The following is a 17,641-nucleotide window of genomic DNA, read 5'->3' on the forward strand; positions in this document are numbered from 1 at the left end:
GTTATTGTTTGGCGAGCTTCTTGTCGGCCGCCGTTTCGCCCTGGACCGTGGCGATGCCGGCCAGCTTGAGCTGGGCCGAGCGCTGGCGCGGCTTGCGGCCGGCGGACGGCGCCTTCTTCAGGGCTTCTTCGGCGACTTCCAGCGCCAGCTTGGCGGCGGCCTGCTCGCCGGCGCGGCGGCTGCCGCCCCGCCCGAACACCTGGATGCCCAATTTGGGCACCAGGCACTCGATCTCGAATTCCTGGCTGTGCGCGGCGCCGTGGGTGGCTACCACGTTATACAGCGGCAGCGAGATCTTCTTCGACTGCAGGAATTCCTGCAGCAGGGTCTTGGCATCCTTGCCCAGGGTCTGCGGATCGACCGAGTCCAGGATCGGGATGTAGAAGGCGCGGATCACGCCCGCCGCCTGGTCGAAACTGCCGTCCAGGTAGATGGCGCCCAGCAGGGCTTCCAGTGTATCGGCCAGGATCGAGGGGCGGCGGAAACCGCCCGACTTCAGTTCGCCTTCGCCCAGGCGCAGGAACTGCGACAGTTCCAGCTTCTGGGCGATTTCGAACAACGATTGCTGCTTGACCAGGTTGGCGCGCACACGCGACAGGTCGCCCTCGTCGAGGGAGTTGAAACGTTCGTACAGGATGGAGGCGACCACACAGTTGAGGATCGAGTCGCCGAGGAATTCCAGCCGTTCGTTATGCAAACTGCTGTGGCTACGGTGCGTCAAGGCCTGCTGGAGCAATCCAGCATCCTGGAACGTGTAGCCCAACCGGGTTTGCAATAACTGTAAATTCATCACTTATTCTTCAACCTTTTTCTTGGCCCCAGCCTTCGCAGTTGTGCCCTCGTATTCAAGCAGCAGGCTAGCCGGGCCAAACAACGGAATCTTCTTCTCGTAGGCGAAACTGATTTCGGTTTCGCCGCCCAGGCGTTCGATGATCAGTTCGTTCGACTTCAGGCTGGTGATATAACCCACTTCAACACTCTTGTTGTAGGAATCCGTGATTCCCTTGACGGAGCCGCCCCCGTCCCGCTTGGCATGCTCGATCGCATTCATGATGGTGCGGTACTCCATGAAGGTCGGAAGGACCTGTGCACCGACCAAACCGATGCATCCAAGGATGGCGATGACAATAATCAGGCCAATCAGGCTGATACCACGTTCGTGCTGCTTGCGCATAAGTTCTGCTCTCCCCTCTCTGCTTAGCGGATGCCGCCAAGACGATCAAAATTGAAATTACCCAGGTTCATCCAGATGAAGAAGGCTTTGCCCACGATATTCTTGTCCGGTACGAAACCCCAGATACGGCTGTCGGCACTATTGTCCCGATTGTCGCCCATCATAAAGTAATTTCCTTCAGGAACTACGCACGAGAAGCCTTCGTAGTTGTAAGTGCATGCCTCGCGGTGCGGGAAATTGTCGTCCACCTGGCCGATCAGGACTGGCGGCGCCTTCTCGTTGTTCAGGATGCGGTGCTGCACGTCGCCCAGTTGCTCGGTGAATTGTTTCTGGTAAGTAAGAGTACCTTCTTCCAGGTAGTCTTCCATCGGGGCATACCCCACCGGCTGGCCATTTACCGTTAAGCGCTTGTTTTGATACACAATTTTATCACCCGGCACACCGATCACCCGCTTGATGTAATCCTGGCTCATATCCTTCGGATACTTGAACACCATCACGTCGCCGCGCTGCGGGTCGTTGATCTGCACCACCTTCTTGTTGAGGATAGGCAGGCGGATGCCGTAGGTGTATTTGTTCACCAGGATCAGGTCGCCAACCAGCAGGGTCGGCACCATCGACGACGATGGGATCTTGAACGGTTCCCACAGGAAGGAGCGCAGGAAGAACACCAGCGCAATCACCGGGAAGAAGCTGCCCGAATACTCGATCCAGGTCGGCTGGCGCAGGATGTCCGCTTCCAGCTTGGAACGGGCGTTGCCCTGCTCGTCCATGCGGATGCCGTTGGCGGCCGAGCGCGCCATGCGCTCGTCGTATGCGGCCAGCGCCTTGTTGGCGGCGGCGCGGCGCTGCTTGGAGAACACCACCAGGTCGAGGACCCAGATGATCCCCGTCACCACCATCAGGACGAACAGGATTAGCGCGAAATTGCCCAGGATGGATTGCAATGTCATTTCTCTTCCACTTGAAGGATTGCCAGGAACGCCTCTTGCGGGATCTCCACGGAGCCCACCTGCTTCATGCGCTTCTTACCTGCTTTCTGCTTCTCGAGCAGTTTCTTCTTACGGGTGATGTCGCCGCCGTAGCACTTGGCCAGCACGTTCTTACGCATCGCCTTCACGTTTTCACGCGAGATGATGTTGGAGCCAATGGCTGCCTGGATTGCCACGTCGAACATCTGGCGCGGGATCAGTTCGCGCATCTTGGCCGCTACGGCGCGGCCGCGGTATGGCGCATTGGCGCGGTGCACGATGATGGCCAGCGCGTCGACCTTTTCGCTGTTGATCAGCATGTCGACCTTGACCACGTCGGCCGCACGGTTTTCCTTGAACTCATAGTCCATCGACGCGTAGCCGCGCGAGGTGGACTTCAGCTTGTCGAAGAAGTCCAGCACGATTTCGGCCATCGGCATTTCATACACCAGCTTGACCTGGCGGCCGTGGTAGGCCATGTCCATCTGGATGCCGCGCTTGGCGATACACAGGGTGATCACGGAACCGACATACTCTTGCGGCATGTACAGGTTGACGGTCACGATCGGCTCGCGCACTTCGTTGATGTGGCTCGGGTCCGGCATGCGCGACGGGTTGTCGACGTGGATCACGGTGCCGTCGCGCTTTTCCACCTCGTACACCACGGTCGGCGCCGTGGTGATCAGGTCCATGTCGAATTCGCGCTCCAGGCGTTCCTGTACGATTTCCATGTGCAGCAGGCCCAGGAAGCCGCAGCGGAAGCCGAAGCCCAGCGCTTGCGACACTTCAGGCTCGAATTGCAGCGCGGCGTCGTTCAGCTTCAGCTTTTCCAGCGAGTCGCGCAGCGCGTCGTACTGGTTGGCTTCGACCGGGAACAGGCCGGCGAACACCTGCGGCTGTACCTCCTTGAAGCCTGGCAGCGGGGCCGGGGCGCCGTTTTGCACGTGGGTGATGGTATCGCCAACGCGCGCAGCTTTCAGTTCCTTGATGCCGGCGATCACAAAGCCTACCTGGCCCGCGGTCAGCTGCGGCAGCGACACCGAACGCGGCGAGAAGATGCCGACGTCGTCGACCAGCTGCTGGGCGCCGGTGGCCATCAGGCTGATCTTGTCTTTCTGCTTCAGGGTGCCGTTCACCACCCGCACCAGCATCACCACGCCCACATAGGCGTCGTACCAGGAGTCGATGATCAGGGCTTGCAGCGGCGCTTCCGGGTCGCCCTTTGGCGGCGGCACCTTGGCGATGATGGATTCGAGCACGTCTTCCACGCCCAGGCCGGTCTTGGCCGAGCATTGCACGGCGTCGCCCGCTTCGATGCCGATCACGTCTTCGATTTCCGCGATGGCGGTCGGCGGGTCGGCGTTCGGCAAGTCGATCTTGTTCAGCACCGGCACCACTTCCACGCCCAGGTCGAGCGCGGTATAGCAGTTGGCAACGGTCTGCGCTTCCACCCCTTGCGAGGCGTCCACCACCAGCAGCGCGCCTTCGCAGGCGGACAGGGAACGGCTTACTTCATAGGAGAAGTCGACGTGGCCAGGCGTGTCGATCAGGTTCAGGTTGTAGATCTCACCGTTACGCGCCTTGTACTTCAGGGCCGCGGTCTGGGCTTTGATGGTGATGCCGCGTTCACGTTCCAGGTCCATGGAGTCCAGGACCTGCGCTTCCATCTCGCGGTCGGACAGGCCGCCGCACAACTGGATGATGCGATCCGCCAGCGTGGACTTGCCGTGGTCAATGTGGGCGATGATGGAAAAATTGCGAATGTTGTTCATTAAAAATCGAAACGAGCTATAACAAAAAGGCGCTTGAGCGCCTTTTTATGGAAATCAATGCAAGGGTAACCCCCGGCATTTTACCGGATTTCAGAGGGGAAAGCCGGATTTCTAGAGGGAGGACCGAGAAATAGTGCCATTTCAGCAATCAAATCGACAACACGGCCCGTACTTTGGCCTCATCCAGGAAGTAGTGGCACAATTCCGGCTCGTTGAGATCGGCAAACAGCACCGGCACCAGCTCATCGAAGCGGGCCACCAGGGCTTCGTCGGCATCGACGTCGATGACTTCAACAGTGAACGGTTTTTCCGGGGTGTGCAGGGCGTTCAGGGCTGCCAGCATGTCTTCGCACAAGTGGCAGTAGCTGCGGGAGTAAAGGGTAAAGTGCATTCAGGGCTGGCGCGGACTGGTCGGCGCCCCCTCGGGCGCGGGCTGCCATTGTAGCGCCCTTCCCTGGTCTCCATGAAGTGCCAATGGAACACCGCCGCCGGCTTGCCGCCTTGTGGGGCGCGCAACGCGGCGGCGGCGCGAGGGACCCGGCTTACCTGGAGGCTGGCGCCGGGCGCAGCGAGAAGTGCTGCGCCTGGTTGCCGCGGCGCACCAGCACAGCGGCGGCACGCTTCGTATCCAGCTTGGCCACGGCAGCATTGAATTGCTTGGCGTCCACGATATCCTGGTTGTTCAGCATCAGCAGGATATCGCCCTGGCGCAGACCGGCCGCCTCGGCTACACCTTCGGTGTCTTCCACGATCACACCGCCGTTCACGCCCAGTTCGCGCTTCTGGGCTGGCGTCAGGTCGCTGACAATGAAGCCCAGCGCATTGGCGCCGGTCGCCGGCGCCGCGCCGCCGCGCTGCTCGCCGCGCTTGCCGCCGGAACGTCCCGCCACCTTGTTGTCCGGATCGGCCTCGCCTACCGTAACCTGCACATCGGTCGGCGCGCCCTTGCGCCAGACGGTCAGGGTGGCCTTGCTGCCCGGTGCGGTGCCCAGCACCATGCGGGTCAGGTCGGCGAAGCGGTCGATGTCCTTGCCGTTGTACTTGACGACCACGTCGCCCACGCGCAAGCCGCCCTTGTCGGCCGGACTGCCCGGTTCGACCTGGGTCACTTCGGCGCCCTTATTGTTTTTCAGGCCCAGCGATTCGGCCACATCCTTGTTCAACTCGCCAATCTGCACGCCCAGGCGGCCACGGGTCACCTTGCCGGATTTCTTCAACTGGTCGGCCACGCGCATCGCCTCGTCGATCGGGATCGCGAAGGAAATGCCGTTATAGCCGCCCGACAGGGTCGCGATCTGCGAATTAATGCCGATCACCTCGCCCCGCAGGTTGATCAGCGGGCCGCCCGAGTTGCCCGGATTGACGGCCACATCGCTCTGGATCAACGGCAGCAGGTCGCCGGTATCGCGCGCCTTGGCCGAAATGATGCCGGAGGTGACCGTGCTTTCCAGGTTGAACGGCGAACCGATCGCAATCACCCATTCCCCCACGCGCGCCTTGTTCGGGTCGCCAATGGTCAGGTAAGGCAGCTTGCCGCCGCTATCGACCTTCAGGACCGCCACGTCGGCGCGCGCATCGGCGCCCAGCACCTTGGCCTTGAATTCGCGCTTGTCGGTCAGGGTCACATACACCTCGTCCGCGCCATCGACCACATGCGCATTGGTCAGCACGTAGCCGTCAGCCGACACCACGAAGCCGGAGCCGATGCCGCGCTGGATTTCCTGGCCCGGGGTCGGCAGGTTGCGGCGGCGCGGGGTCTGGCCGCGCGGAATCTGGCCGCCGAAGAAGCGGCGCAGGAACTCCTGCATTTCATCGGCCTGGCCGGCCGCATCGACGTCGCGCTGGGTGATGCGCTCGGTGGTACGGATATTCACGACAGCCGGACCGACCCGTTCAACGAGGTCGGCAAAGTCCGGCAAACCGGCCACGGCGGGGGCCGCCGCATGGGCGGGCGCGAAACCGGCAACGGCTGGCAGGCCGAGGGAGGCCGCGCTGAGGACCAGCGCAGAAATCATGGTTTTTTTCATGGTTGCGTTAAGTGAAAGTCAATGAAGAACAAGCAATATAAATCAGCTTCGCGTTAAACGGGAGCCGGATATTGTGACGATATGTTGCGGGCAACCCACTCAGCTTTCAAGAGGCCACGTCAGCCGCTTCCGAGCCCTGCCCCGCACCGCGCGCCGCCTCGCCCGGTTGCCCGCTCCCGCCTGCCGCCTGGCCGCCGCCCGCCGCCGGCGTCTGGTCTGGGCGGCCGCCCTGTTCCGCCGCATCGAGCGCCGCCGCCAGCCGCGCCTGGAAGGCGGCGCTGGGCTCGATATTGGCCACGCTTTGCCGCAAGGCGTCCCCGATCGCCGCGCTAACCTGGAGCGCCACAGGCAGCCCATCCTCATCTGGCAGCACAATCATTGCTCCTCCTCACCAACGCTTATCGACAGGCAAATCCAGCAAAGGCCGCAGACGCCGCGCAATGGCCTCGCGTGCGCGGAAGATCCTGCTGCGGACGGTTCCTAGCGGACACTCCATGATTTGCGCAATTTCCTCATAACTCAAGCCCTCGATTTCCCGCAGCACAACCGCGGTACGCAATTCCAGCGGCAAGGCGTCCATCGCTGCGTCAATCGCCAGCATGACCTGCTTGCTGAGCAACATCGATTCCGGCGTCCCGATCTCGGGCAGCGCTGCCGGCAGCTGGGACGGCGCCACACCATGCGGCGCACCGCGCTGGCGTCGCCGCAGGATCGCATTGCGCGCCCCGTTCAGGGCGATCCGGTACAGCCAGGTATAAAACGCGGCCTCGCCGCGAAAGCGCGGCAAGGCCCGGTACGCCTTGAGAAAGGTCTCCTGCACCACATCTTCCGCCTCGGCCGGATCGCGCAGCAGCCGCACTGCCAGCCGCAGCAGGCGCCGCTGGTAGCGCCCCGCCAGCAGGTCGAACGCCGCCCGCTCCCCTGCCCGAGCCCGCTCGACCAGCTCACGATCTGGGTCCACCTTCATAAGAGCAGCCCCGCCAAGATTGGTTCACATTTTTTGCAGTTGCGCCCGGATCGCCGCCTGCAGGCGGCGCCACCCGCCGCCCGTGACCGAATCGGGAAGCAAGACCAGCCACAGGCGCCGGCCTCCGTCCAGCTCCAGATGCAAGAGCAAGGCGCCCGGCCAGGCCGTGCAGCCACCCAGCAAGCGTGCCCGGCACTGCTTCCGGTATACCGTCAGCCGGATTTCTCCGACACCGGAAATATCAATATGGCTGCAATTGACGTCGCGCCGCAGGCCTGCCAGCAGCGCAGCCGCCAGCAAGGGTTGCCCGCCCCATGCCCCGACGGCCAGCACGGACGCAACGATCCCTGCCCGCAAGGCGCACAGGCATGGCGACGGACGAACGGCGACAGATGCCGCGATCGACATAAGGATGTTTTGGTCTGGGGGGGTACAGCAGAAGCGCTCGCCCCGGTGCTGGGACCGGGGCGAGGGCTGGAAGTTCCGTTAGACTTTGGCGAACAGCAAGCTGCCGTTCGTGCCGCCGAAGCCGAAGGAGTTCTTCAGTGCATAGTTGATCGTGGCATTACGCGCGGTATTCGCGCAGAAGTCCAGATCGCATGCAGGATCCTGGTTGAACAGGTTGATGGTCGGTGGGATGACCTGGTTGTGGATCGCCAGTACGGTGAACACGGACTCCAGGCCGCCAGCGCCGCCCAGCAGGTGGCCGGTGGCCGACTTGGTGGAGCTGACCACCAGCTTCTTGGCATGGTCGCCGAAGGTGCGCTTGACACCCTGGACTTCCGCCACGTCGCCTTGCGGGGTCGAGGTGCCGTGCGCGTTCACATAGTTCACCTGGTCAGGGTTGATGCCAGCGTTCTTCAGCGCGTTTTGCGCCGACTTGCTGCCACCAGCGCCGTCTTCCAGTGGCGAGGTCATGTGATATGCATCGGCGCTCATGCCAAAGCCCAGCAATTCTGCATAGATCTTGGCGCCGCGCGCTTTCGCGTGTTCGTACTCTTCCAGAACCATGACGCCCGCGCCTTCGCCCAGCACGAAACCGTCGCGATCCAGGTCCCATGGACGGGACGCGGTAGCTGGGTCATCGTTACGCGAAGACAGTGCGCGAGCCGAGGCGAAGCCGCCCAGGCCCAGTGGCGACACGGTCGATTCCGCGCCGCCGGCGATCATGACATCCGCATCGCCGTATTCGATGGCACGGGCTGCCACGCCGATCGAATGCAGGCCGGTGGTGCAAGCCGTCACGATGGACAGGTTTGGACCGCGCATGCCGTACTTGATCGACAGGTTGCCGGAAATCATATTGATGATCGAGGCCGGTACGAAGAACGGGGAGATGCGGCGCGGACCGCGCTTATCGTAATCTTCCTTCTGCGCTTCGATCATCGGCAGGCCGCCGATGCCGGATCCAATGATCACGCCGATGCGATCGGCATTTTCTTCAGTCACGGTGATGCCGGAATCCTGGATTGCCTGGATGCCTGCGGCCATGCCGAAGTGGATGAATTTATCCATGTGACGCGCTTCTTTGGCGTCGAGGTAGTCCTCGACGTTGAAGCCCTTCACTTCACCCGCGAAACGGGTGGAGAAGGCCGACGCGTCAAAACTAGTAATGTTTGCGATCCCGGATTTGCTCTCGGTGATTGCTTTCCACGCGTCGGCAACTGTGTTGCCGACGGGGGAAATAACACCGAGGCCGGTGACCACTACACGACGGTTTTTAGAACTCAAGCGAGTCTCCCGGAGTGGATCGGAGAGTCAGGGCTTTGCTTAGGCCTTGACGTGTGCAGTAGCGTAGTCGATCGCTTGCTGCACGGTGGTGATCTTTTCAGCTTGTTCGTCTGGGATTTCCATTTCGAACTCATCTTCCAGTGCCATTACCAGCTCAACGGTGTCGAGGGAATCGGCGCCCAGGTCGTCGACGAAGGAGGATTCGTTCTTGATGTCTGCTTCAGCGACGCCCAGTTGTTCAGCGACGATTTTCTTAACGCGTTGTTCGATATCCGACATGTTATGGCTCCAATATGTTGTTACGGAAAGCGCGCATTTTAGCAGGTTTGCGCGCCTATAAACTAATTTCGACGTTTGATTTGATCTACGTTGAAATCACTATTAAATGATGCGATCGTGCGGCATTATGCCGCAAAACCGTATCAATTCATATACATACCACCGTTCACGTGGAGGGTGGTACCGGTAATATATGCGGCCGCTGGCGAGGCCAGGAATGCGACGGCTGCAGCGATATCTTCCGGCTTGCCCAGGCGGCCCAGGGGAATCTGGGTCAGCAGGGCCGTATGCTGGTCTTCGCCCAGCGCCTTGGTCATATCGGTATCGATGAAGCCAGGGGCGACGCTGTTGACGGTAATGTTGCGGCTGCCGATTTCACGGGCCAGGGCGCGGGTCATGCCCTCGACGCCAGCCTTGGCGGCAGCGTAATTCATCTGGCCAGGGTTGCCGGCCGATGCCACCACGGAGGTGATGTTAATGATACGCCCAGTCTTCGCTTTCATCATGCCGCGCAGGACCGCGCGGGACAGGCGCCCCACCGAAGTCAGGTTGGTGGCGATCACGCTATCCCACTCCTCATCCTTCATGCGCATGGCCAGCTGGTCTTGCGTGATGCCCGCATTGTTGACCAGGATGCCGACGGCGCCGTAGGTTTTCGCGATGTCGTCGATGATGGCCGCGCATTGTTCGGCGTTGGTGACGTTCAGCACCATGCCCTTGCCTGCTTCGGCGCCGATCTCGGCCAGGTAAGCCGAAATCGCTTCCGCGCCGGCTTCGGTGGTGGCAGTGCCGATCACCTTGGCGCCCTGGCGGGCCAGTTCCTGCGCGATTGCCTTGCCGATGCCGCGCGAGGCACCGGTCACCAGTGCTACTTGATTAGCGAGAGTCATTTTTATCCTTCTTTTATTTCAGGGTTTCCAGCATGCGCTCGAGCGTCGCCTGGTCATAGATGGCTTCGCCCACCAGGCTGGCGTCGATACGCTTGGCCAAGCCCATCAGGACTTTGCCCGGACCGCATTCAACCACATTCGTGATGCCTTCGGCAGCAACTTTCTGCATGGTTTCCACCCAGCGCACTGGGGATGCCGCCTGGCGCACCAGCGCATCCTTGATCGCAGCGGGGTCGGTCAGCACGGCCACGTCCACGTTATTAATCAGTGCGATCTGCGGTGCATGGAAAGGGATCGAGGCCATGTAGTCGCGCAGGCGATCCGAAGCCGGCTTCAGCAGCGAGCTGTGGAACGGCGCGGACACTGGCAAGCGCATGGCGCGCTTGGCGCCTTTGGCCTTGGCGATTTCGCAGGCCTTGTCGACTGCGCCAGTATGGCCGGCGACTACCACTTGCGCTGGCGCGTTGTAGTTAACGGCTTCCACCACTTCGCCCGGAACGGCCGCAGCGGCTTCGGCACAGGCTGCGCGCACGTCTTCATCGGACAGGCCCAGCATCACCGCCATGGTGCCCTGCCCTACCGGCACGGCTTCCTGCATCGCCTGGGCGCGGAAACGCACCAGCGGCACAGCGTCTTTAAAGGAAATCACGCCTGCGGCAACCAGGGCCGAGTACTCGCCCAGCGAGTGGCCGGCAACCACGCTCGGCACCGGGCCGCCAGCGGCGATCCAGGCGCGATAAGCCGCCACGGCAGCGGTCAGCATGACCGGCTGGGTGTTGGTGGTCAGGTCGAGCTCTTCTTTTGGACCTTCGGCAATCAGCTTGCCCAGGTCAAATTGGAGTGCATCGGAAGCTTCGGCCAGGGTCTGTGCAACCACCGGGTTGCCGGCAAAGCCTTCCATCATGCCCACAGCCTGGGAACCCTGGCCCGGGAACACGAACGCGAATTTATTCATCTTTCAACCTTTAGACTTCTTATTCTAAAAAGGACTGCATTTTATTACATTCGGGCATGTCCTGGCGCGGTAGCAGGGCCTTCATCACATGCGCGCCAGGACGGCACCCCAGGTGAAGCCACCGCCCACACCTTCCATCATCACCACGTCGCCCTTCTTCACGCGGCCATCGCGCACCGCGACGTCGAGCGCCAGCGGGATCGAAGCAGCGGAAGTATTGCCATGCTGGTCGACGGTCACCACCATCTTTTCAGGCTCCATGCCCAACTTTTTGGCGGTGCCGTTCATGATGCGGATATTCGCCTGGTGCGGGATCAGCCAGTCGATCTGGTCGGCAGTCATGCCCGCCGCATCCAGCGCCTCGTAAGCCACTTTCTCCAGCACCGACACAGCCAGCTTGAACACCGCCTGGCCATCCATGTACAGGAAGGCGCTGCCGTCAATCGCACCATTGGACAGGCTGCCCGGCACGCGCAGCACATCGGAATGGCGGCCATCGGCATGCAGCTTGCACGCGAGGACGCCAGGCTCCTGCGACGCGCTCATGACAATGGCGCCGGCGCCATCGCCAAACAGCACACAGGTGGTGCGGTCTTCGAAATTCAGGATGCGCGAGAAAACTTCCGCGCCGATAACCAGCACGTTCTTGTGCATACCGGACTTGATGAAGCTGTCGGCCGTCGCTACCGCGTAGACGAAACCGCTGCACACAGCCTGCACATCGACAGCCGCACAGTTATTGGAGATACCCAGTTTCTTCTGCACGATGCAGGCCGTGCTCGGGAAGCTGCCGTAAAAGTCGGGAGTGGAGCTGGCAACGATGATCAGGTCGATATCGTCCGGCTGCATGCCGGCCATTTCCAGCGCGCGCTTGGCAGCGATCACGCCCAGGTCGGACGAAGCCTGCTCAGGCTCCGCATAGTGGCGGGCGGAAATGCCGCTGCGCGACACAATCCACTCGTCCGAAGTTTCGATGCCCTTGGCAGCCAGCTGGGCTGCCAGTTCATGGTTGGTGACGCGTTTCTCAGGCAGGTAGCTGCCCGTGCCTACGATCTTGCTGTACAGGGTCATGCGTGTCTCTCGTTTGTGTAGTCGTCTCTTCCTGCGGCATCAATTCGGCAATCATCGCCGACAGATGCTCTTGCAAATCATGATGCGCCGCCTCGTAAGCGCGGCGGATTGCCCATTCAAAGGCTTCCACGCCTGCCCCGCCATGGCTCTTGAATACCAGGCCGCGCAGGCCCAGCAGGCCAGCGCCGTTAAAGCGCGCAGGATTCAGGCGTTGGGTGATCATGCGCAGCGCACCGCGCGCGATCAACGCACCCAACATGGTGATCGGGTTGCGCTTGAATTCTTCGGTCAACACCACCTTGAACAAGTTGGCCAGGCCTTCGACAGCCTTCAGCGTCACATTGCCGACAAAGCCGTCGCAGACGACGATGTCGGTGGTGCCTTTGAAAATATCGTTCCCTTCCACATTGCCGTAGAAGTTCAGGGCGCCGCGTTCGTGGTCGGCGCGCAGCAACTCGGCGGTGGCTTTCACCACTTCATTGCCCTTGATGTCTTCCGTGCCAACGTTCAGCAAGCCGATGGTCGGGCGCTCGATGCCCTCCATCGCCTGCACCAGCACATAACCCATGATAGCGAATTGGTGCAAGTGGTGCGGTTCGCAATCCACGTTGGCGCCCAGGTCCAGCATATAGGTCGGCTTGCCCAGCTTGTTGGGCATGATGGTGCAGATGGCGGGACGGTCGACGCCGGCCATGGTTTTCAGCACGTAGCGCGAGACAGCCATCAGGGCGCCGGTATTGCCGGCCGAAACACAGCCGGCAACGGCGCCGCTTTTCACCTGCTCGATGGCGACGCGCATCGATGAATCCTTCTTGCGGCGCAAAGCGACCTCGAGCGGGTCATCCATGGTGACCTGTTCGGAAGCGTGAAGGATGGTCAGGCGCGGCGCGGCCTCGGCGTGGTGCTTTTTCAGTTCGGCGCGCAGGACGTCCTCCAGGCCAACAAGGACCAGCTCGGCGTTCGGTTCGTGCTTGAGGAAAGAGAGTGCTGCGGGGATCGTGACTGAGGGGCCGTGATCGCCACCCATGCAGTCGATAGAGATTTTGATTGTCATTGTATAACTCAAAGAAAAAGCGGCGCGACGTCAGAAAACCTGCGTAGCACCGCTTTGTCTTGTCGCTGAAGCGAAACGTCGATTACTCGTCGTTCTTGGTCTTCAGCACTTTGCGACCACGATAGAAGCCGTTAGGCGAAATGTGGTGACGCAGGTGGGTTTCACCGGTGGTTGGCTCAACGGCCAGGTTCGGTGCTACCAGAAAATCGTGCGAACGGTGCATGCCGCGCTTCGACGGGGATTTCTTGTTCTGTTGAACAGCCATGATGACTCCTAATACTAAAGTTCTAAGATTTTAACACATCCGATGCGCAAAAACATGCGAATCGAGCTTTTACATCCATGCCAAACTCGATTACTGCACGCGTTTTGACACGTTCTTTGCTACTACAAACCGATTAATTCGTTTAGTTTGCCTTCAAGCCCTTGAGGCTTGCGAAAGGCGAAGGCTTCTCATTCTTCGCAGAGTCGACCAGCGAGGTGTCAGGACACACCTCGTGCTTCGGCGCTTGCGGCAAGGCCAGCAGGGCCTCGTCTTCCACCAGGTCCATGAGATTCATGGAGCGCGCACCGACGATCACGTCAATGCTTTCATCATCAATGATTTCCTCGATTTCATCCGCGTCCGCGTCGTCTTTGCCGAGCATCAGGAGCGTCGACGAATCGATTTCGTATTCAAACGGGGTCAGGCAGCGCTGGCACACCAGTTGCACTTTACCGGCAACGGTCAGGCGCATCTGCGGGAAGCCCTGTTTGCTGGAACCGCCTTCCACTTTCCAGGCCAACTCACCGGAAGTGTTCGCGCATTCCTTGCTAAGCCGGGTCATTTCAGCGACGGGAGTTACCCCTTCCTTGCTGCTGTTGGTCCGACAAAATTCAAAGGCGTCGATCTCAAAAGCATTCATTGGCTAAAATTTCCCTCGAAAACCTGCGATAATAACAGGATTTTCCACGCCGCGTCAAAGACTTGCGAGACTTTTCGCGCTTTTTCTACGGCGCAGAGAGCATATAACATTTCCCTGATGAAAACAACCAACATCATCCTTGCATCCAGCTCAGCTTATCGCCGCGAGCTGCTGTCGCGCCTGCATTTGCCGTTTTCGGTCGACCTGCCGGGCATCGACGAAAGCCCGCAGCCGGGCGAGACGCCCTCCGCCACCGCCTTGCGCCTGGCCCGCGAGAAGGCTGCCGCTGTGGCTGCCCGCCATCCCGGCGCGCTGGTCATTGGCTCGGACCAGGTCGCCACGCTGGACGATGAGCAGATCGGCAAACCAGGCAATCATGCCAATGCCCTCGCCCAGCTGCAGAAAATGCGTGGTCGCGAAGTCGTGTTTCACACGGCACTGTGCCTGTGGGATGGGCACAACAATACCCACCAGCTCGAAGATATCCAGACCGTGGTCAAGTTCCGCGATCTGGCGGATGAGGAACTGGACGCTTACCTGCGCATCGAGCAGCCCTATGATTGTGCCGGAAGCGCGAAAAACGAGGCGCTGGGGATCGCCATCCTTGAACGCATCGATTCCAGCGACCCGACTGCCCTTACGGGCTTGCCGCTGATCGCTCTCACTGGCATGCTGCGCGCCGCGGGTGTCCACTTCTTCCACACCGGCGAACCCGTGCCTGACCCGCGGGGTCATACACTTGGCAACTAAGCAAGACCCGCACACTCCGATCAGTCGAGGTGTCTGACCCTGCGGGTCAGACACCGGTTTACCGGTTTAAAAAAATGAACGGCACCCTATACTTAATCCCCAACACCCTCGGCCCCACCGAATCGCTGGACCAGGTCATCCCGCAGCACGTGCAGCAGCTGACAAGCCAGCTCACCCACTTCGTTGCCGAAAACGCCAAAACCGCCCGCGCCTTCCTGAAACGGGTCGGCACCGCCAGGCCGATCCAGGAAATTGCAATCAGCGAACTGAACATCAACACGCCGCAAGCCGCGCTGCAAGCCCTGCTCGAGCCCCTGCAAGCCGGCCATGACGTCGGCCTGCTGTCCGAAGCCGGGGTCCCTGCAGTCGCCGACCCCGGCGCCGACCTGGTCCGCCTGGCCCACGCCCACGACATTCCGGTACGCCCGCTGGTCGGCCCCTCCTCCATCCTGATGTCGGTGATGGCCAGTGGCCTGAACGGCCAAAGCTTCGCCTTCAACGGCTACCTGCCCACCGATGCTGCAGCGCGCGCCAAGCGCCTGAAGGACCTGGAAACCCGCTCGCGCCAGGAAAAGCAGACCCAGCTCTTCATCGAGACGCCCTACCGCAACGCCGCCATGCTGGAAGCGCTGGTCGGCGCATGCACTGCCAGCACGCTGATCTGCGTGGCTACCGACATCAGCCTGCCAACGGAAACGATCCGCACCCGCACGGGCGCGCAGTGGAAAGGCCTGCTCGATTCCGGCAAGGCGCCGGATTTCCACAAGAAGCCGACAGTATTCCTGTTATTGGGCCAATGAGCTATCGCACCGAGTGGGCATATTCATTGACCCACTCAAACGCCTCGCGCTGCAGCGCATACAGCGCCGAGGGCGGCAGGTCCAGCTTGTGCAGAATGCCCGTCAGCTCCCGTCCTTCCTGCGCCCGCTCGATCAGCTCGATCAGGCGCAGCACATCCCCATAATCGCCCTCGCGGTGCAAAAGCGCATCACGCACCTCGTCCAGTACGTTGACGCTGTCGAGGATCTCGCCCATCCGCACCGAGAACAGCGCATCCATCAGCGACATGATGCCGACGGTAAACCCGATATCGGCCGCCACCCTTTCCGACGGCCGCACATGCCCCATCACCAGCTCCATGGTCTTGCCGCGCGTCGTCGCCATCTGCAGCAGCGGCGAATCGAATTCGGAACCCTTCACATACAGCAGGATCTGCAGCCAGCGCTGCAACTGCCTGCGCCCCAGTACGATCAAGGCATGCCCGACCGAGTTGATGCGAAAGCGCGCCCCCACCGCCGGCGTATTCACCAGCCGCAGCAGGTTCAGGGAAATCAGGGGATCATGCTTGACGCTGCGCTCGACCTCGCGCTGGTCCGCATCCTGGTTCAGCAAATCCAGCAAATGCATGATGGAGAGCTGCGACGGCGTAATCTTCTTCCCGCTGAGGATGACCGGCCGCGCAAAATAATAGCCCTGGAAGTACTCAAAACCCAGGTCCATGCATTCCCTGAACTCTTCGACCGTTTCAACCTTCTCGGCCAACAGCTTCTGGTTCGCATTGCGCAGGTAGCGCGTCAATTCCGGCAAGCGGCCGCGCTCGATCTGCTTGATGTCGACCTTGATCACATCCATCAGCGGACGCAAGGCCGTTACCGCTTCGCTTTCACCTGCCACATCATCCAGGGCAAACTTGTAACCGGCCTGCTTCAGCTCCTGCACCCGCTTCAGCACGTCCGGCGTCGGCTCCACCGACTCCAGCACCTCGAGGATCACCTTATCGTTCGGCAGGAAGTGGATGAAGTCGCTCATCAGCCCCGTCGTGTCGACATTGACGAAGGCTAGCTGGTCGCCGACGACCTGCTCCATGCCCAGCTCGGAGGCATGGGCAATCACGGATGCAGTGGCATGGGTGCCGTCGGTCACACGGGCTTCGTGGACTTCGGCGTTTCGATAGAGCAGCTCGTAGGCCACGAGCCGCTGGCTGCGGTTGAGGATGGGTTGCCGTGCCAAGAAGAACTGATTGGCATACGGCATCGGGATTTGCACTTCACTTTCAACCACGGCTGTCATGGGTTTCCCCATTGCTAAGACTCATGGTTACAAGACTATACCCATTAGTGCAGTCCTGGCAACATTTTTATGCGGTGCGCGGCCCAGCCTTCTTGGCTGTGGTCGCTTCGCCACTTTCCAGCGTGAACTGGGCGCCCGCGTCGCGGCCCAAAACCTGGACCAGGTAAGGCATCACCTGGCGCAGCATCGGCTCTAACGTATAAGGCGGATTCAGCAGGAACATGCCGCTGGTGTGCAGTGCAATACCGTCCGGGGTCGGCGTGCTGATGCACAAGGTCACGTTCAGCCAGCTCTTGGCCGGCAGATGTTTCAGGCGCTCGGCGAAGTTGCGCGCCTCGATACGCTGCAGCACCGGATACCAGACCGCGTAGGTGCCGGTCGGGAAGCGTTTCAGCGCGTCGCCCAGCATGTCGGTAACCTTCTTGTAGTCCTGCTTATCCTCGTAAGGCGGATCGCACAGCACGATGCCGCGGCGCGAAGGCGGCGGCAGCAGCGCCTTCACGCCAAGAAAGCCATCAGCCTTATTGACGATCACGCGCTTGCCGCGCGCAGCCGGGCGGCGACCATTGGCCGCCTGGTGCTGTTCCAGCTTCTGGAAATTATCGGCCAGGATCTTGGCGTCCGACGGGTGCAGCTCAAACAGGCGGATGCGGTCTTCTTCGCGCGCCACGATCTCGGCGCAGTAAGGCGAACCCGGGTAGAAGCGCAGCTTGCCGCTCGGGTTCAGGTCCTTGATCAGCTGGACGTAGTCAGCCAGCGGCTCCGGCAAGTCATCACGGTCCCACAGCGGGCCGATGCCGGTTTCAAACTCGGCGGTCTTGGTGGCTTGCGCGCTGTCCAGGGAATAGACGCCCGCACCGGCGTGGGTGTCGATATAGGTGTACGGGACGTCCTTCTGGTTCAGGTATTCGAGAACCTGGACCAGGACAAAGTGCTTGAGGACGTCGGCGTGATTGCCGGCATGGAACGCGTGGCGGTAACTGAACATAAATAATGCGGGAAAATAAGGATTTGCCCGCATTATC

The 17,641-nt window shown here is 60.9% G+C and carries 21 protein-coding genes; 2 read left to right on the plus strand and 19 right to left on the minus strand.

The genetic code is table 11. The features are described 5' to 3' along the window. Window position 1 precedes the first annotated feature (1 nt). From rnc to ACWBU6_RS20095, 17 genes are all read right to left on the minus strand, one after another. Complete coding sequence (gene rnc / locus ACWBU6_RS20015; RefSeq protein ID WP_452645141.1) at window positions 2-790, minus strand: ribonuclease III; 789 nt, start codon at window positions 788-790, stop codon at window positions 2-4. Between the two features lie 3 nt (window positions 791-793). Then, entirely contained in the window at window positions 794-1,174 is a 381-nt protein-coding gene (locus ACWBU6_RS20020) for a DUF4845 domain-containing protein (RefSeq protein WP_452645142.1), read from the minus strand. A 23-nt stretch (window positions 1,175-1,197) separates the two neighbouring features. Further along, window positions 1,198-2,127 (minus strand): signal peptidase I, encoded by a 930-nt coding sequence (lepB, locus tag ACWBU6_RS20025; protein WP_452645143.1) that lies wholly within the window; start codon window positions 2,125-2,127, stop codon window positions 1,198-1,200. Beyond that, window positions 2,124-3,917 (minus strand): translation elongation factor 4, encoded by a 1,794-nt coding sequence (gene lepA, locus ACWBU6_RS20030; RefSeq protein WP_452645144.1) that lies wholly within the window; start codon window positions 3,915-3,917, stop codon window positions 2,124-2,126. Before lepA ends, lepB begins: the two co-directional genes overlap by 4 nt. A gap of 148 nt (window positions 3,918-4,065) precedes the next feature. Next, window positions 4,066-4,308, minus strand: a complete 243-nt coding sequence (locus ACWBU6_RS20035; RefSeq protein ID WP_452645145.1) for a glutaredoxin family protein — start codon at window positions 4,306-4,308, stop codon at window positions 4,066-4,068. A 151-nt stretch (window positions 4,309-4,459) separates the two neighbouring features. Continuing rightward, window positions 4,460-5,932, minus strand: coding sequence for a DegQ family serine endoprotease (locus ACWBU6_RS20040; RefSeq protein ID WP_452645146.1), 1,473 nt, complete (start codon window positions 5,930-5,932; stop codon window positions 4,460-4,462). 118 nt (window positions 5,933-6,050) lie between these two features. Further along, on the minus strand, window positions 6,051-6,323 hold the full coding sequence (locus ACWBU6_RS20045; RefSeq protein WP_452645147.1) for a hypothetical protein: 273 nt from the start codon (window positions 6,321-6,323) through the stop codon (window positions 6,051-6,053). Between the two features lie 9 nt (window positions 6,324-6,332). Continuing rightward, window positions 6,333-6,911: a sigma-70 family RNA polymerase sigma factor gene (locus ACWBU6_RS20050; RefSeq protein WP_452645148.1), complete on the minus strand. Its 579-nt coding sequence runs from the start codon at window positions 6,909-6,911 to the stop codon at window positions 6,333-6,335. Window positions 6,912-6,935: 24 nt separating this feature from the next. Continuing rightward, the gene (locus ACWBU6_RS20055; RefSeq protein ID WP_452645149.1) at window positions 6,936-7,319 is read right to left on the minus strand and encodes a protein YgfX; all 384 of its coding nucleotides are present in this window, start codon (window positions 7,317-7,319) and stop codon (window positions 6,936-6,938) included. A gap of 78 nt (window positions 7,320-7,397) precedes the next feature. Further along, complete coding sequence (gene fabF, locus ACWBU6_RS20060) at window positions 7,398-8,642, minus strand: beta-ketoacyl-ACP synthase II (RefSeq protein ID WP_452645150.1); 1,245 nt, start codon at window positions 8,640-8,642, stop codon at window positions 7,398-7,400. 39 nt (window positions 8,643-8,681) lie between these two features. Next, window positions 8,682-8,921, minus strand: a complete 240-nt coding sequence (gene acpP / locus ACWBU6_RS20065; RefSeq protein ID WP_028104092.1) for an acyl carrier protein — start codon at window positions 8,919-8,921, stop codon at window positions 8,682-8,684. A 143-nt stretch (window positions 8,922-9,064) separates the two neighbouring features. Continuing rightward, window positions 9,065-9,811: a 3-oxoacyl-ACP reductase FabG gene (gene fabG / locus ACWBU6_RS20070; protein WP_452645151.1), complete on the minus strand. Its 747-nt coding sequence runs from the start codon at window positions 9,809-9,811 to the stop codon at window positions 9,065-9,067. Between the two features lie 13 nt (window positions 9,812-9,824). After that, window positions 9,825-10,766 carry an ACP S-malonyltransferase gene (gene fabD / locus ACWBU6_RS20075; RefSeq protein WP_452645152.1) on the minus strand — a complete coding sequence of 314 codons (942 nt, stop codon included), beginning with the start codon at window positions 10,764-10,766 and terminating at the stop codon, window positions 9,825-9,827. Window positions 10,767-10,850: 84 nt separating this feature from the next. Beyond that, the gene (locus ACWBU6_RS20080) at window positions 10,851-11,837 is read right to left on the minus strand and encodes a beta-ketoacyl-ACP synthase III (RefSeq protein WP_452645153.1); all 987 of its coding nucleotides are present in this window, start codon (window positions 11,835-11,837) and stop codon (window positions 10,851-10,853) included. Beyond that, the gene (gene plsX / locus ACWBU6_RS20085) at window positions 11,791-12,891 is read right to left on the minus strand and encodes a phosphate acyltransferase PlsX (protein ID WP_452645154.1); all 1,101 of its coding nucleotides are present in this window, start codon (window positions 12,889-12,891) and stop codon (window positions 11,791-11,793) included. The genes ACWBU6_RS20080 and plsX overlap by 47 nt, the downstream gene beginning before the upstream one ends. Window positions 12,892-12,973: 82 nt before the next feature. Then, the gene (rpmF, locus tag ACWBU6_RS20090) at window positions 12,974-13,156 is read right to left on the minus strand and encodes a 50S ribosomal protein L32 (RefSeq protein WP_028104096.1); all 183 of its coding nucleotides are present in this window, start codon (window positions 13,154-13,156) and stop codon (window positions 12,974-12,976) included. A gap of 142 nt (window positions 13,157-13,298) precedes the next feature. Further along, window positions 13,299-13,796: a YceD family protein gene (locus ACWBU6_RS20095; protein WP_452645155.1), complete on the minus strand. Its 498-nt coding sequence runs from the start codon at window positions 13,794-13,796 to the stop codon at window positions 13,299-13,301. 117 nt (window positions 13,797-13,913) lie between these two features. Here ACWBU6_RS20095 and ACWBU6_RS20100 point away from each other — a divergent pair, with 117 nt between their 5' ends. Further along, entirely contained in the window at window positions 13,914-14,546 is a 633-nt protein-coding gene (locus ACWBU6_RS20100) for a Maf-like protein (RefSeq protein ID WP_452645156.1), read from the plus strand. 74 nt (window positions 14,547-14,620) lie between these two features. Next, the gene (locus tag ACWBU6_RS20105) at window positions 14,621-15,346 is read left to right on the plus strand and encodes an SAM-dependent methyltransferase (RefSeq protein ID WP_452645157.1); all 726 of its coding nucleotides are present in this window, start codon (window positions 14,621-14,623) and stop codon (window positions 15,344-15,346) included. Window position 15,347: 1 nt separating this feature from the next. On the opposite strand, the gene ACWBU6_RS20110 is transcribed toward ACWBU6_RS20105, so the two are convergent. Beyond that, the gene (locus ACWBU6_RS20110) at window positions 15,348-16,616 is read right to left on the minus strand and encodes an EAL and HDOD domain-containing protein (protein WP_452645158.1); all 1,269 of its coding nucleotides are present in this window, start codon (window positions 16,614-16,616) and stop codon (window positions 15,348-15,350) included. 67 nt (window positions 16,617-16,683) lie between these two features. Further along, the gene (locus ACWBU6_RS20115) at window positions 16,684-17,604 is read right to left on the minus strand and encodes a 23S rRNA (adenine(2030)-N(6))-methyltransferase RlmJ (protein ID WP_452645159.1); all 921 of its coding nucleotides are present in this window, start codon (window positions 17,602-17,604) and stop codon (window positions 16,684-16,686) included. Window positions 17,605-17,641 lie beyond the last annotated feature (37 nt).

Source organism: Pseudoduganella sp. HUAS MS19 (assembly GCF_053615455.1).

Coding starts and splice junctions, on each gene's coding strand:
- rnc (WP_452645141.1), bottom strand. CDS start 790: ATGAATTTACAGTTATTGCAAACCCGGTTGGGCTACACGTTCCAGGAT.
- ACWBU6_RS20020 (WP_452645142.1), bottom strand. CDS start 1,174: ATGCGCAAGCAGCACGAACGTGGTATCAGCCTGATTGGCCTGATTATT.
- lepB (WP_452645143.1), bottom strand. CDS start 2,127: ATGACATTGCAATCCATCCTGGGCAATTTCGCGCTAATCCTGTTCGTC.
- lepA (WP_452645144.1), bottom strand. CDS start 3,917: ATGAACAACATTCGCAATTTTTCCATCATCGCCCACATTGACCACGGC.
- ACWBU6_RS20035 (WP_452645145.1), bottom strand. CDS start 4,308: ATGCACTTTACCCTTTACTCCCGCAGCTACTGCCACTTGTGCGAAGAC.
- ACWBU6_RS20040 (WP_452645146.1), bottom strand. CDS start 5,932: ATGATTTCTGCGCTGGTCCTCAGCGCGGCCTCCCTCGGCCTGCCAGCC.
- ACWBU6_RS20045 (WP_452645147.1), bottom strand. CDS start 6,323: ATGATTGTGCTGCCAGATGAGGATGGGCTGCCTGTGGCGCTCCAGGTT.
- ACWBU6_RS20050 (WP_452645148.1), bottom strand. CDS start 6,911: ATGAAGGTGGACCCAGATCGTGAGCTGGTCGAGCGGGCTCGGGCAGGG.
- ACWBU6_RS20055 (WP_452645149.1), bottom strand. CDS start 7,319: ATGTCGATCGCGGCATCTGTCGCCGTTCGTCCGTCGCCATGCCTGTGC.
- acpP (WP_028104092.1), bottom strand. CDS start 8,921: ATGTCGGATATCGAACAACGCGTTAAGAAAATCGTCGCTGAACAACTG.
- fabG (WP_452645151.1), bottom strand. CDS start 9,811: ATGACTCTCGCTAATCAAGTAGCACTGGTGACCGGTGCCTCGCGCGGC.
- fabD (WP_452645152.1), bottom strand. CDS start 10,766: ATGAATAAATTCGCGTTCGTGTTCCCGGGCCAGGGTTCCCAGGCTGTG.
- ACWBU6_RS20080 (WP_452645153.1), bottom strand. CDS start 11,837: ATGACCCTGTACAGCAAGATCGTAGGCACGGGCAGCTACCTGCCTGAG.
- plsX (WP_452645154.1), bottom strand. CDS start 12,891: ATGACAATCAAAATCTCTATCGACTGCATGGGTGGCGATCACGGCCCC.
- rpmF (WP_028104096.1), bottom strand. CDS start 13,156: ATGGCTGTTCAACAGAACAAGAAATCCCCGTCGAAGCGCGGCATGCAC.
- ACWBU6_RS20095 (WP_452645155.1), bottom strand. CDS start 13,796: ATGAATGCTTTTGAGATCGACGCCTTTGAATTTTGTCGGACCAACAGC.
- ACWBU6_RS20100 (WP_452645156.1), top strand. CDS start 13,914: ATGAAAACAACCAACATCATCCTTGCATCCAGCTCAGCTTATCGCCGC.
- ACWBU6_RS20105 (WP_452645157.1), top strand. CDS start 14,621: ATGAACGGCACCCTATACTTAATCCCCAACACCCTCGGCCCCACCGAA.
- ACWBU6_RS20110 (WP_452645158.1), bottom strand. CDS start 16,616: ATGACAGCCGTGGTTGAAAGTGAAGTGCAAATCCCGATGCCGTATGCC.
- ACWBU6_RS20115 (WP_452645159.1), bottom strand. CDS start 17,604: ATGTTCAGTTACCGCCACGCGTTCCATGCCGGCAATCACGCCGACGTC.